Annotated in this window: 11 protein-coding genes; 7 read left to right on the top strand and 4 right to left on the bottom strand. The window is 69.2% G+C overall.

Translation table 11 applies throughout. The features are described from left to right. Window positions 1-317 precede the first annotated feature (317 nt). Together ACFWI4_RS04055 and ACFWI4_RS04050 are read left to right on the top strand one after the other, a co-directional pair. Entirely contained in the window at window positions 318-1,121 is an 804-nt protein-coding gene (locus ACFWI4_RS04055; protein ID WP_387190723.1) for an alpha/beta fold hydrolase, read from the top strand. Further along, the gene (locus ACFWI4_RS04050; RefSeq protein WP_387190720.1) at window positions 1,105-2,229 is read left to right on the top strand and encodes a histidinol-phosphate transaminase; all 1,125 of its coding nucleotides are present in this window, start codon (window positions 1,105-1,107) and stop codon (window positions 2,227-2,229) included. The genes ACFWI4_RS04055 and ACFWI4_RS04050 overlap by 17 nt, the downstream gene beginning before the upstream one ends. 28 nt (window positions 2,230-2,257) lie before the next feature. Here ACFWI4_RS04050 and ACFWI4_RS04045 read toward each other — a convergent pair whose 3' ends face one another. The 4 genes from ACFWI4_RS04045 to ACFWI4_RS04030 form a co-directional block, all read right to left on the bottom strand. Further along, the gene (locus tag ACFWI4_RS04045; RefSeq protein ID WP_387190717.1) at window positions 2,258-3,475 is read right to left on the bottom strand and encodes an acetyl-CoA carboxylase biotin carboxylase subunit family protein; all 1,218 of its coding nucleotides are present in this window, start codon (window positions 3,473-3,475) and stop codon (window positions 2,258-2,260) included. After that, a complete protein-coding gene (locus ACFWI4_RS04040) occupies window positions 3,472-4,716 on the bottom strand; it encodes an MFS transporter (protein ID WP_387190714.1) in 1,245 nt (414 codons plus the stop codon). The genes ACFWI4_RS04045 and ACFWI4_RS04040 overlap by 4 nt, the downstream gene beginning before the upstream one ends. Before the next feature lie 5 nt (window positions 4,717-4,721). Beyond that, complete coding sequence (locus tag ACFWI4_RS04035; RefSeq protein WP_387190711.1) at window positions 4,722-5,975, bottom strand: ATP-grasp domain-containing protein; 1,254 nt, start codon at window positions 5,973-5,975, stop codon at window positions 4,722-4,724. Between the two features lie 88 nt (window positions 5,976-6,063). Then, on the bottom strand, window positions 6,064-6,978 hold the full coding sequence (locus tag ACFWI4_RS04030) for a phytanoyl-CoA dioxygenase family protein (protein WP_387190708.1): 915 nt from the start codon (window positions 6,976-6,978) through the stop codon (window positions 6,064-6,066). 234 nt (window positions 6,979-7,212) lie between these two features. Here ACFWI4_RS04030 and ACFWI4_RS04025 point away from each other — a divergent pair, with 234 nt between their 5' ends. The 5 genes from ACFWI4_RS04025 (at window position 7,213) to ACFWI4_RS04005 (ending at window position 12,833) form a co-directional block, all read left to right on the top strand. After that, window positions 7,213-9,138 carry a methylaspartate mutase subunit E gene (locus ACFWI4_RS04025; protein ID WP_387190705.1) on the top strand — a complete coding sequence of 642 codons (1,926 nt, stop codon included), beginning with the start codon at window positions 7,213-7,215 and terminating at the stop codon, window positions 9,136-9,138. 59 nt (window positions 9,139-9,197) lie between these two features. Further along, window positions 9,198-10,085, top strand: a complete 888-nt coding sequence (locus ACFWI4_RS04020) for a TauD/TfdA family dioxygenase (protein ID WP_387190703.1) — start codon at window positions 9,198-9,200, stop codon at window positions 10,083-10,085. A gap of 25 nt (window positions 10,086-10,110) precedes the next feature. Beyond that, on the top strand, window positions 10,111-10,764 hold the full coding sequence (locus ACFWI4_RS04015; protein ID WP_385394115.1) for a cyclase family protein: 654 nt from the start codon (window positions 10,111-10,113) through the stop codon (window positions 10,762-10,764). Window positions 10,765-10,917: 153 nt separating this feature from the next. After that, window positions 10,918-11,850 (top strand): hypothetical protein, encoded by a 933-nt coding sequence (locus ACFWI4_RS04010; RefSeq protein ID WP_387190700.1) that lies wholly within the window; start codon window positions 10,918-10,920, stop codon window positions 11,848-11,850. Further along, window positions 11,847-12,833 (top strand): RimK family alpha-L-glutamate ligase, encoded by a 987-nt coding sequence (locus tag ACFWI4_RS04005; protein WP_387190696.1) that lies wholly within the window; start codon window positions 11,847-11,849, stop codon window positions 12,831-12,833. The genes ACFWI4_RS04010 and ACFWI4_RS04005 overlap by 4 nt, the downstream gene beginning before the upstream one ends. The last annotated feature ends 26 nt before the right edge of the window (window positions 12,834-12,859 follow it).

The following is a 12,859-nucleotide window of genomic DNA, read 5'->3' as shown; positions in this document are numbered from 1 at the left end:
GCCCGGCATCGCGCCGGGCCCACCCCTCCGTCGTGTCCACCGAGCTCCGCCGTGGATCGAGAGGCGGCAGAACACGCGGCAGTCAGCGCGTGAAAGTGCCCCCTGAACTGCCTCTTCTTCCCTTGTGGCACCGGTCGGCGGGGTGTGACACTGGCCGCGACGTCGGCTGCGGAAGCGAGTGGAAGCACGGGCGACATCCTCGCTCCGAGCCGGGATCCGAGGCCGCTCGACGCGAATTCCCGGCGGATCGGCGGCGACATCGTCCCACTGTCGCCTCGGGCGGCCGCCCGACGTCTCACCCTCCGGAAGGAATCGCCGTGCCGCACGCCACGACCTCCGACGGAGTCCGTGTCGCCTACCAGGTCAGCGGTGACGGTCCCCCGCTCGTGCTGCTGGCCGGCCAGGCGAACAACCACCACTGGTGGGACGGCGTCCGTGACGACTTCACCGGGTCCCGGAGCACGGTCACGATCGACTACCGGGGCACGGGCGACAGCGACAAGCCTCGACTTCCCTACTCCACCGCACGGTTCGCCGAGGACGTGGTCGCGGTCCTCGACGAACTGTCCGTGGACCGGGCGGACTTGTACGGCACGTCCATGGGCGGGCGCGTCGCCCAGTGGCTGGCCGCACGCCATCCGCGCCGGGTGCGTGCCCTGGTGCTCGGCTGCACCTCACCCGGCGGCCGGCACGGTGTCGAGCGCAGCGTCGACGTCCGCAGATCGCTCGTCCGCTCCGATCCGGCCGAGGCGCGGCAAGCCCTGCTGGAGCTGATGTACACCCCTGCCTGGCTGGCGACCCACCCGGGCCCGTACCACACGCTCGGCGACCCGGGTATGCCGCCGCACGCCCGGCGCGGGCATCTGACCGCGAGCGACGGACACGACGCGTGGGACGCGCTGCCCGGCATCGTCGCTCCGACGCTGGTGCTGCACGGCACCGACGACCTGCTCAACCCCACCGCCAACGCGCCGCTGCTGTCGGGCCGGATCCCGGGCGCCCGGATGGAGTTGGTCCAGGGAGCCCGGCACGCCTACTTCGAGGAGTACCGCGACCGCACAAGCCCGCTCGTCCTCGACTTCCTCGACCAGAAGGTGCCCTCAGGTGACCCGCATCGATGATCTGCCCGTCCGGGACGAGCTGCGCGGCCAGAGCCCGTACGGGGCTCCCGAACGAGACGCTCCGGTACACCTGAACGTCAACGAGAACCCCTTTCCGCTGCCGGAGCCGCTGGTGTCGGCCATGGCGGAACGGGTCCGCGAGGTCGCGGCCGGGCTCAACCGCTATCCGGACCGGAACGCATGGGAGTTGCGTGCCGGACTGGCCGGACACGTGACCCGCGCCGCCGGTCACCCCGTGGACGCCCGGCAGGTGTGGGCCGCCAACGGGTCCAACGAGGTGATCCAGCAGCTGTTCCAGGCGTTCGGCGGACCGGACCGCCGCGCCCTCGGCTTCGAACCCTCCTACACGATGCACGCGTTGATCGCCCGCACCACCGGTACGGCGTGGATCTCCTGCCCGCGGGACGAGGGTTTCGGCATCGACCTGCGTGCCGCGCGCGAGGTGCTCGGCGAGGAACGGCCCCATCTCGTCCTCATCACCTCTCCGAACAATCCGACCGGCGCCGCCGTCCCGGCGGAGACCGTGGTCGAGTTGTACGAGGCGGCGCAGGAGGCCCGTCCGTGCATGGTCGTCGTGGACGAGGCCTATGGGGAGTTCTCCGACCGGCCGTCCCTGGTGCCGCTGGTCGAGGGCCGTCCCCATCTCGTGGTCACTCGCACGATGTCCAAGGCGTTCGGTGCCGCGGGGCTGCGCGTGGGTTATCTGGTCGCCGATCCCGCCGTGGTCGACGCGGTCCAACTCGTCCGGCTGCCCTACCACTTGTCGTCCGTGACACAGGCGCTCGGCTTGGTCGCGCTCGAGCACTCGGACACACTGCTGGCCTATGTGGAACAGCTCAGGACCGAACGGCGCCGTGTCGTGGGCGAGTTGACGGCCATCGGTTACGACGTCGACGCATCCGACGCATCCTTCGTGCAGTTCGGCCCCTTCGCCGACACCCACCGTGCGTGGCAGGCCGTGCTCGACCACGGCGTCCTGATCCGCGACAACGGCGTACCGGGTCGGCTGCGCGCCTCCGTGGGGACGCCGGCGGAGAACGACGCCTTCCTGCGGGCGGCACGTGCGGTGCGGAAGGAGAGGACAGCGGGAGCAGGGACACCTCGGTGAGGCGGCGGCTCGCGCGTGTCGAGGCCGATCATTCGGGGGTGATGGACACGACGAGTTCGCTCTTGACCCGGGCGAGCCGGTCGACGACTTCGCGTGCGTCCTTGCCCCGGACGGACGCGACCGCGATCGCGTCCTTCGCCTGCCTGGGCTCCCTGACGAGTTCGCCCGGACGGTAGGGCGCAGTGAGTTGGAGCAGCCAATCGGCCCGCGGAGACGCCTCGAAGCCACGGAAGCGGCCCAGCCGCGGCGGGTAGATCATGGACCAGCCCGTCGCGGGCTGGTCCGCGGGTGCCTGCTTCCCGCGGTCCGGAACAGTGCGCCCGATCTGCGGGAGGATGCTGGCGTAGAGCAGTGAGATCCCGTGGCGGTACCGGAACGTGGTGTCTATTCCGGCGCCGCCGGGGCGGCCGCCCAGTTCGCAGAACACCGGCGTTCCGCCGTCGTCGAGGAACACTTCGAGGTGCGTGACGCCACTGAACCAGGTGATGGCCGCGAGTACCGCGCGGTTGAACTCCAGCAGCACGTCGAGGTCCGGCCCGTCGTCGAGGGTGTGCGACCGGACCTGGCCGTCCAGCGGAAACGCCTCGTGCGAGTCCAGGTACTGCGAGACGGAAGTGGCCACCGGCACGCCGTCGCTGACGACGCTGTCGATGTGGAACTGACGGCCCGCGATGAATTCCTCGGCCTCGTACCGGTCGGCGCCAGCGAACCCCTGCTGCTGCAAGGTCTTCAACTCGCTCCGGTCCCGGACGATGTGCACGTCCATGGAGGAGGAGCCGAGGACGGGCTTGATGACGATCCGGCCGAACGTGTCGAGCAGGTCGGCCGCCTGGGCGGGTTCGGAGATCTCCATGAACTCCGGGACCCGGATTCCGTGCGCCGAGAAGTGGCGCTTCATCGCCGTCTTGTCGCGGAGCAGCAGTGTGTGTTCCGTTCCCATCCCGCCGACGCCCAGGGTCTCGCGCAGACTCGCGGCCGGCAGCAACAGCCGCTCCTGGGTCGCCACCACCCAGTCGAACCCGGAGTCACCGATCAACTCGGGCAGCGATCCGGCGAGTTCGCCGGTGGGGTGGATGTCCACCGGGATGCGGCGGCCGACCTGTCCGGGCGTCACCCGTGCGATGTCGCGGGGGCGCGCGAGCAGGGTGACGTCGAACTCGTCCGGAGGGAAGAAGGGGCTGCCGTCGTCGTGGTGGTAGGCGTCGTAACCGACATGGCTCACCAGGACGACCCGTTGACGAGTCACTGTACCTCCGTGCTCACGGCGCGATGGGGATCGATTCCCGGCACCGGTTCCGACGTCGCTGACTTGGACTTGATGGCCACGTACGCCAGGCCGGACGCGAGGGCCAGTGCCACCGCCGCGATCAGCAGCAGCGCCCCCGGGCCCAGTGACTGGATGACCAGGCCGCTGAGCGCCGCCCCGGCGGATCCGCCCAGCGACATGAACGAACTGATCCACGACTGGGTCTCCGCGGCCAGGTTCTCCGGCGACAGATCGCCGACCGTCGCCCACAGGGCCACGAAACTGGGCCCCACCGCGATGCCCATGACCGCCGCGGCCACGACCAGTCCCCACGTCCAGGCCAAACCGGCCGCCGCCGCCACCAGCAGGGTGCCTGTGGACAGCACGGCCAGCGTGACCGGGAACGTTGCCCGGACCGATCGGCCCGCCGGCATCGCTCCCAGGGCGAGACCGCCCGCCATGCTGCCCACGGACATGCAGCTCAGGAGCACTCCGCTCATGAGGGGTGCGTGGTGCTGCTGGGCCCAGGCGGGGAAGGCCAGTTCGATCGCGCGGACCGCCACGGAGAAGGCCACCACCGACACCATGGTCCGGCGCACCGCCCGGTCACGCAGCGGGCCCAGCCAGTGGCGCTCCACGGACTGCGGCTGTCTGCTCTGGTGCGGCAGCTTGCGGGAGAGCAGCAGCAGGGTCGCGCCGGCGGTCAGCAGCGCGGAGACGGCCAGACCGGCCCAGGGCGCCACGGCCACCACCAGGAGGGCCGCGATGGTCGGGCCCAGGATGTAGCCCATGTCGGTCAGGACGGCGTCCAGGGACAGGATCGTTCTCCGGAGGTCGCCCGTGGTCATCGCGCGCCACATCAGCCGGGTCACGATGTAGATGGGGGGAAGCGACGCCGACGCCACGAACGCGCAGCCCACCGTGAGGGCGAACGGTCCGTGGGCGCTTTCGTTCAGCACCAGGACGAGCAGCGCGCCCAGATACGCCACGAGCCCCGGAAGCATCACCCTGGCGTAGCCCTGGCGGTCCATGAGCCTGCCCCGCAGCGGGACGGTGGCTCCGGCCAGCGCGGACACCGAGACGACCACGGCGGCCTGGCCGAAGCCCCGGAAGTGCGCGACCTCCAGCAGGAGGGCGACCGAGGAGATACCGGGCTTCAGCTTGCCCGCGACCGCCGCGAACAGGGACGAGCCGAACTTGGGCAGCGTGAAGAGTTCGCGATATGCGGACAAGAACTTCATCGGGATCAGCGGACCGGTTCGATCACGGGTTCCACGGTGTCGCGGACCGCGGCCATGCGCTCGATCAGTGACCGGCGGTCCGGCGCGGAGACGCTCACCCTGAGCGGAATGGTCGGGATGCTGGTGGTCGTGGGCACCAGGTCGCCCGGCTGGTAGCGCACCACCAGCTTGTCCACGCCGGGCAGTTGTCCCACCTTGTCCAGCCCGCGGATCTCCACCAGCCGACCGGGCGGCCCGTCGTTGCGGATGGCGTTGGCGCCGCAGAAGCTGTCGAACCTCACCGGCTCGGTCGCGATCCTCGGCGCCTCGCCCAGCCTGCCGGCCAGGGTCTGGCCGTGCGGGTCGAGGTCGCTGTGCGCGATCCACGCGTCGATCATGGGGTAGGCGGGCAGGCGGGCACCCAGTTCGATGAGGTGGGCCTCGCCGGCCGACATCTTGATCTCGGTGTGGCTGGGGCCGATCCGCACGCCGAACGTGTCGAGCACCCGCCGTACGTAGTCGACGGCGGTCTGCCAGTCGGGGTCGTCCTGGGAGATCTGTGCCCACTCCCAGTACGGGAACGAGTAGTCCTGGTTGTCGGGCTGCCGGTATTCCCAGATGTCCAGGACGTGGTGGGTGCCGTCGTGCGAGAAGAAGTTCACGCCCAACTCCCGCCCACGCACGTACTGTTCGACCAGCCAGGCCTCGACCGGCCGTCCGAAGTGGTCGGTCCGGTGCAGGGCCGACAGGTCCTCGGCGTCCTGGGGCCCGCTCAGCAGCCGGATGCCGTGCGACCCGGCGCCGGTCGTGTGCTTGGCGATGGCGGGGAAGCCCACCTCACGCGCGGCCCGGGCGATGTCGGCCGCGTCCTCGACCGTCACGTAGCGGGGGATGCGGACTCCGGCGCCCGCGGCCCTCTCCCGCATCGCGGACTTGTCCCGACGGGCCAGGGCCAGCCGCGCGCCGTTGCCGGGCAGCCCGAACTCCTCGGCCAGGGTGTCCGCCTTGTCGACGGCCACGTCGTTGGCGGGCACCACCGCGCGGATGTCGGCACCCAGTCCGGCCAGGAGCGCCCGGATCTCGCCGAGTTCCGTGGCGTAGAGACTGACCGTGTCACCGACGGTGTGATCGGGGTACCGGGTCCGGATGTGCTCGCGGGGCATGGTGTAGACGGAGATCACGGCCATTCCGCGCTCGGCCACCTGGGGTTTGAACCCCATGCTCGGGCCACAGGGGTCCATCAGCACGACGGCGGGTGTGCCGTTGAGCGGGCTGGTCATGATGCTCCACATCGCTTCTGGTTCGGGGGCCGGGCTCAGGTCGTGCCGGCGGCGGTGGCAATGACGGTGTTCGTACGCCGGAGGGGGCTCACATCGTGGTGGCCGCCGTGTCCTTCGTGTCGTACTCGTGGGAGAAGTAGCCGGTGGACAGCTTCGTCCCGTCGCTCACGTGCGAGCCTTCCTGGACCTGGTACAGCGAGTTGAACTCCGCCTCCGCGATGGGGAGTCGCCACTGGCCGGCCTCGCTGCGTACGGTCCCGGAGGCACTGCCGCGGACGAGCTTCGCCGTCGGCTCGTTGTGCGCGGCGTGCGGGCCGTAGTAGATGGGGAGGGCGTCGGCCGCGCGGTAGGACGGGATGAAGACGCGGCGGTACAGGTCGGAGAGGTTCTTCTCCGACGAGTGCAGGAGCAGGGGGTGGATGAACACCACTGATCCCGCGGCCCCTTCGCAGTCGACGATCGGCAGGTCGTCAAGGCCCGCCTCCGCCGGCGACGCGACCTTGCCGACGAAGTAGCCGTCCGCCTCGTGCGGGATCAGGCCGTGCCGGTGCGAACCGGCGGCGACCCGCAGGCAGGCGTTCTCCCGGGTCGCGTCGTCGAGATAGATCAGCGTGGCGACCAGGTCGGTGTTGGTGTGGGGGTAGAACGCGAAGTCCTGGTGCCACTCGACGACGCTGCCCACACGCGGCGGCTTCACATTGAGCTTCGAGTACTGGAGCACGATGTCGGAGCCGATCAGCTGCTCCACCGCGTCGAGGAGCCGGGGGTCCTCCGCGATGCCGGCGAAGAGCTCGTCCCGCGAGGTCGGAGCCCAGATGCGGCGGGCCTTGGAGCCGTCCTCCGGCTCCGCCTCGGCCACACCGGCGAGGTCCGCGGAGGAGAGCAGGCCGTCGACGACGGATCGCGCCTTCTCGATCAGTTCCGCGTCGAATATTCCGTCGACGACGCAGAATCCGTTCGCGTGGTAGAAATCGACCTGGCTGTCGCTGAGAATGCCGCCCATCGAATTCTCCTTCCTCACCATAACCTCGTGGCTCCCGCAGATCCTTACGCTCCAATTCGTACACGCCGACATCACTCGCCGCAAGCCATGTACGGCAGTTACGAGAGGCAGTTGCGTCACTCGGCGCGCACTCTTCTGCCGGGTTTCTGCCGCACTTCTGCCGCTGATACGGGTGCGTTTCTTGGCTAGTGTCGACACCACCCTTGTCCCGCACTTCTCCGCTCGAGGTATTCAATGTCAGAGACATTGCCGACGCCACGGTCGATCGTGCTCGGCGGGATCGGCGCCGACGCACATTCGGTAGGTCTCACACTGCTGAAGCACGCCATCACCGAGGCCGGCCACGCAGTCGACTTCATGGGCACGCAGAACAACCTCGACGACTTTTTCAGACACGCGGCCGACGCGGATGTCGTGATGATTTCGTGCATGGACGGTCATCTGCGCCATTATCTGAAGCAGTTTCCGGACCTGATGCTCAAGTATCCCGACGTCGACGCGCTCTGGTATGCCGGTGGAAACCTGGACGTGGGCAGTTCCGAACGGATACGCGCCGAAGCGCGCCGGCTCGGCTTCCGACGGGTATTCCCGACGTACGTCGACATTCCCACGGTTCTCTCGGTGCTGGACGAGGATCTCCTGACCAGGCCCGCGGCGGTGCGCGGCAGACCCGTCGCCGCCTCCTGGCCCGCCGAGCCGGGTACGGCGCCGCCCGACCAACGGCTCACCGTGGACGAGCTGCAGCAGCAGCGGCCCGCGGTTCTGGAGTCCTGGGCGACAGGTGCGCGGGCGCGGAACCTGGCGGACAACGCGGCCTTCCTCCTCCGGCAGCCGTCGTTCGCCCGCGCGCACTCACCGTGGCCCCGGGGGGAACGGCCGTTCCTGGTGCAGCCGCGCTCGGGCGTGGCGCTCGCCGCCGCGCAGCGCACGGCGTTCGTGGCCCTGCGGCGGGCCGGCGCGGACGTGCTGTCGTACCAGATCGATTCGCTCACCAGGAACAACGAGTACCAGAAGGCCGCGGACGCGATCGCGGAGAGCCGGGAACGCGGCTCCTCCACACTCAACGGATTCCCCATGGTGAACCACGGGGTCGACGTGCTCCGGCAGTTGATCTCGGAGGTACGGACACCGCTCCAGACCCGCCACAGCACACGTGACCCGCGGCTTCTCGCCGAGATCTCGTGCGCGGGTGGCGTCACCGGTTTCGAGGGCGGCGCGATCACGTACAACATTCCTTATTTCAAGGACTACTCACTGGCCCAGTCGCTCAGAAGGTGGCAGTACGTCGACCGGCTGGCGGGCCTCTACCGCGAGAAGTTCGGCGTGGTCATCGACCGTGAATTCTTCGGCACGCTCACGGCGGTGCTGATCCCGCCGAGTCTGGCGATCGTCGTCAACGTGATCGAGGCGATGCTGGCGGCCGGCCAGGGCGTGGGCTCGGTCTCCCTCGGATACGCCGAGCAGGGAAACCGGTCCCAGGACATCGCGGCGATCAGGGTCCTGCACGAACTGGGCCAGAAGTATCTGGCCAACCTGGGATATCCGGGGGTGCAGGTCAACGTCGTGTTCCACCAGCACATGGCGGCCTTCCCGCAGGATCGGGCCAGGGCCACGCAGTTGATCGTGGCCTCGGCCACCACCGGCCGGCTGTCCGGGGCCACGCGGCTGATCGTCAAGACACCGGTCGAGGCAACCACCATTCCCTCGGTCTCCGACAACCAGGAGGGCTTGCAGCTGAGCCGGCTGGGCGCGTTGGAGGCGAACAGCGTCGAGGTGGACGAGCGGACGGTACGCGAGGAGGCCACCGTCCTGCGGGCCGAGGTGGACCAGATCCTCGAGAGCGTCCTGCTGGCCGGCGACGGCAGCCTCACCGACGGCGTGGTGAAGGCGTTCGCGCGGGGATTCCTGGACGTGCCCTTCTCGCCCAGCGTCTACAACCGCGGCGAGGTGCTGACGGCCCGGGACGTCCACGGTGCGGTGCGCTATCTGAACACCGGCCGGCTCAGGTTCTCCTCCGATGTCATCGACTTCCATCGGAGCCGGATGAGCGAACGCCGCAGGACCGAGCAACCGCCCGTGCGCAGCGAATGGCAACTTGTCGAGCGTGATGTGCTGCGCATTCCGTCGGGCCATTACCGGAAATGGCCGCTCGATGCGTGAAAGACATCCGAGCGCAGACCGAGTCGCATTGATCTCCTCATAGAAACGGGCAGAGCACGATGGCAACGGAATTCACGATCCCGGAGTTCACGATTCCCGAATCGGCGGCCGAGGCGCTGCTGACCCGGGAAATAGACGCGGAAACACCTCTTGACAAGTGGCCCACCGCGACTTTCCCGACGGCCGGTACGGAGATCCTGGCGCTGCGGGACGACATAGTGGCGGCCATCCGCAAGGACGCGGGTGGCGTCGTCGTGCGCGTCGCTCCCGAAGGGCTCAGCGACCACGACATCAGCACCCTCTACTGGAACTTTTTCACGGCGCTTTTCCGCCCGGTTCCGCAGTACAGCTCCGGTGAACTCATCTATCCCGTCGAGGTGAAGGCCGGAGCCGCGGCGACCAGCCATTACTCGAACTCGAACAAGACGGGCAACTATCACACCGACGGCACCCTGCTGCCGCAGCTGCCCGACGTCGCGTTCCTGTTCGGCCTGTCCGCGGCGACGGGCGGGGAGACGCTGCTGATGGACGTCGAGAACCTGGTCGAGCGGCTCGCCGAAATAGACCCGGCGCACGTCGCCGAACTGAGCCGGCCCGTCCCCTTCGACGTGAAGGACCAGATGGCGGGCGTCAAGATCAAGCGGCAGCCCGTGCTGACGCACACGGACCACGGCTACGAGCTGCGTTATGTCCGCATGTACATCGAGCAGGCCTTCGCCGCCGAGGGAACTCCCGTACCGCCGGAGCTCCAGGCCGCCATGGACGAATTCGACCGGGTCTCGGCCGCCGCCGCGGTGAACGCGGAGGCCGTGCTGCTCGAACGCGGCGTCGGCCTGCTGTGGGACAACCGGCGGATGCTCCACGGCCGCCGCCCGTTCCAGGAAACCACCACTCACCGCAGGCTGCGCCGTGTGTACGGGGTGCAGGAAGACGGACGAGCCAAGTAACCCGAATCGAAGGAGTGGGCACCGCATGCCACGCACAGTTGATCTCTCCCGTCCCCTCGAAACGGGTATGCCGCACGCGCGCACGATCCCAGCCCCCGAGTTCACGCCCACCAGCACCTGGGCGAAGGACCGGATGCGGGTCATGCGGCTGAACATACCGACCCATATCGGTACCCACGTGGACGCCCCGTCGCACTTCGTCGAGGACGGCGCCACGCTCGACCAGGTGCCGGTGTCGACGCTGGTCGGCCGGGCCTACTGCGTCGAGATACTGCGGGACGAGCCCGTTCCCATCACGGCGGCCGACCTGAAGTCCGCCGTCGATCTCGAACCCGGCGACGCCCTGCTGATCCGCACCGGCTGGGACGACCGCTACGGCGAGCCGGCCTATATGGACAGCCACCCCTACCTCGCGGTCGACGCGGCGCAGTGGGTCGTGGACGCGGGGCTTCGCCTCATCGGCATGGACACCATCAGCCCTGACCTGCCGATGGGCATGCGGCCGGCGAACTTCCCCTACGACGTGCACCGCACGCTGCTGGGCGCGGGCACGCTGATCGTGGAGAACCTCGTGCTGAAGGAGGTCGCGGACCGGTGGAGCACGCTGTTCGTCGGCGTGCTCAACGTCAGCGGCGGCGACGGCGCACCCGCGCGCGCCTTGGCCGTGCTGGACGACTGAGCCCTTCGACTCCGCGGCTCGCACGCACGACTTGGGGCGCCGGCGCACGAGATCCCTCTCGCCCGGCGCCCCCGTCCACGAACAACGCGCCAACACCCCGGAAAGCACATGAACCCCATGCCAGCAAACCACCCCACAACCGGCACCTCGGGGTTGACGAGGAACACAGCGGCACCCCCCACACTGTTCTGGCTGCGCGCGGACCGCGACCACACGACCGTCGCGGCGGCCGACCACGCACGGAAGACGGACCTGACCGCGGTCGCGGCGGACCTCGGTCTCCAGCTGCGCACGGCCACGGTCGACGACCTGGTCGTGAGCCAGGTGGGAGGAACGGCCGTGGTGCGGGTGCGGGGCGTCCGCGTGGACCCGCGCGACACCTTCTTCCACACCGGCTCTCTCGACGGTCTCACCCAAGGACCCGACGCCTGGCGCCTGTTGAGCACCATCGGGATCCTCGAAGCCGCCGGGTTCATGGTCACTGTGCCCGCCACCGACTCGATCACCTGGAGCGACACGATCGTGCCGCTCCTGAGTCCCGGCCTCGGCGAGGTGCGCACACTGCCGTCGGTGCGGTTGTGCACCCGTGAGATCGAGGTCCATCGCGACCGACTGCGGCTCGCCGACTGGGGGTTGGAGTTCCCGGTGGCGGTGCGCCCGGCGGTCCGCCGGCCCGGCGACCGGGCCTTCGTCGCGGACAACGACCGCAGGCTCACCACCCTCCTCCAGGTGGCGGGCGCCGGCGAAGTGACCGTCCTCGTGCAGCCATGGCTCGGCGACCACGTCGTCGAGCACGTCGTGGTGTGTGTCGACGGCGAACCGACCGGGCTGGAGGGGCCGCTCGCCGAGCGGCTGTCCGGCCCCGCGAAGTCGGTCGCCACCGAGCTCGGACTCGCCTACGTCCAGGTCGAGTTCGTCCAGGACGCCGACCGGTTCTGGCTGTCCCGCGTGGACTGCACGGGCTTCGCCCCCACCGACGACGCCGATGCCGCCGAAGTCCAGCTCGCCGCCTACCGCGCGGCGTTCCACAGGTTCCGTGCCGCGAGCGACGCGGTTTCGGCCTCAGTCGACGGAGTTGAAGCGTGACAGCCGTGTACGACAGCGATGCGGTCACGATGTTCTGGATTCGCTCGGAACGCGAGAGCAAGTCACCCAATCCCTACGACGCCCCGATCACCAAGGCCTACGACGACGCTGCACGCGCGGTCGGCGTACGGCTGGCCCGGGTCAGCGTCGACGACGTCGTCGTCGGCACCACCGAGGGCGGCGCCTCGATCCGCGTACGCGGCGAACTGGTCGCACCGGACAAGGCCTTCTTCCACACGAAGCTGGTCACCTGGCCGGTCGACCGGCACGACTACTGGCGGCACCTGACGACCTACGCCGCCCTGTCGGCTGCCGGATTCTTCACCACGTTCCCCGTCGGACACAGCCTGATGAACAACGAGAAGCTGCTCACGATGCTGCGCCCCTACGGCAGTGAGGTGCCGCGGCTGCCGACGGTGCGCCTGTGCACCCGCGGCTACGGCCCGGACCGACTCGACTGGTGCACGGCCGCGATGCGCACGAGCGACATCGACTTCCCGGTGGTCGTGAAACCCGCCAGCTGGGGCGGCGGACACGGGGTGTTCGTCGCCTCCCATGCCGGAGAACTGGATTCGGTGCTCGCCTGGGCGGGCGCGGCCGAGCTGACGATGGTGGTGCAACCGTGGCTGGGACGCGACGTGGTCGACCACCGCGTGTACTTCATCGACGGTGAGCCGTACCGCGTGCTGACGCGCCGTCTGACCGGCGACGCGTTCGCGGGCAACACCAGCCAGGGCGGCGTGGCGGAGTGGTCCGACCTGCCCGAGGATCTGGTCGCGCCGGCCAGGGCGGTGGCCCGCGAGATCGGACTGCCCTACCTCTGCATCGACTTCCTGCGGGCCGACGGGCAGTGGTGGTTCTCGGAGATCGAGATCGACGGCTCCGCCGCGGGTGACCCGGACATGAACCAGGCGCGCTTCGGGGCCTACCGCTCCCGCTTCGACACCTTTGTCCGCGAACTAGGTTCGGGCGGCGGGGAGTAAACGACTCCACCCCCTGTATTCGTCAT

The sequence above is a fragment of the Streptomyces sp. NPDC127038 genome, from assembly GCF_042725875.1.
GTDB lineage: Bacteria > Actinomycetota > Actinomycetes > Streptomycetales > Streptomycetaceae > Streptomyces.
Note: the sequence above shows the minus strand (reverse complement) of the source record. Positions and strands in the feature narration are given on the sequence as shown.

Bases quoted from the DNA above. Each gene is read 5' to 3' on its own strand.
- ACFWI4_RS04040 (WP_387190714.1), bottom strand. From the start codon at position 4,716: ATGAAGTTCTTGTCCGCATATCGCGAACTCTTCACGCTGCCCAAGTTC.
- ACFWI4_RS04035 (WP_387190711.1), bottom strand. From the start codon at position 5,975: ATGACCAGCCCGCTCAACGGCACACCCGCCGTCGTGCTGATGGACCCC.
- ACFWI4_RS04030 (WP_387190708.1), bottom strand. From the start codon at position 6,978: ATGGGCGGCATTCTCAGCGACAGCCAGGTCGATTTCTACCACGCGAAC.
- ACFWI4_RS04025 (WP_387190705.1), top strand. From the start codon at position 7,213: ATGTCAGAGACATTGCCGACGCCACGGTCGATCGTGCTCGGCGGGATC.
- ACFWI4_RS04020 (WP_387190703.1), top strand. From the start codon at position 9,198: ATGGCAACGGAATTCACGATCCCGGAGTTCACGATTCCCGAATCGGCG.
- ACFWI4_RS04015 (WP_385394115.1), top strand. From the start codon at position 10,111: ATGCCACGCACAGTTGATCTCTCCCGTCCCCTCGAAACGGGTATGCCG.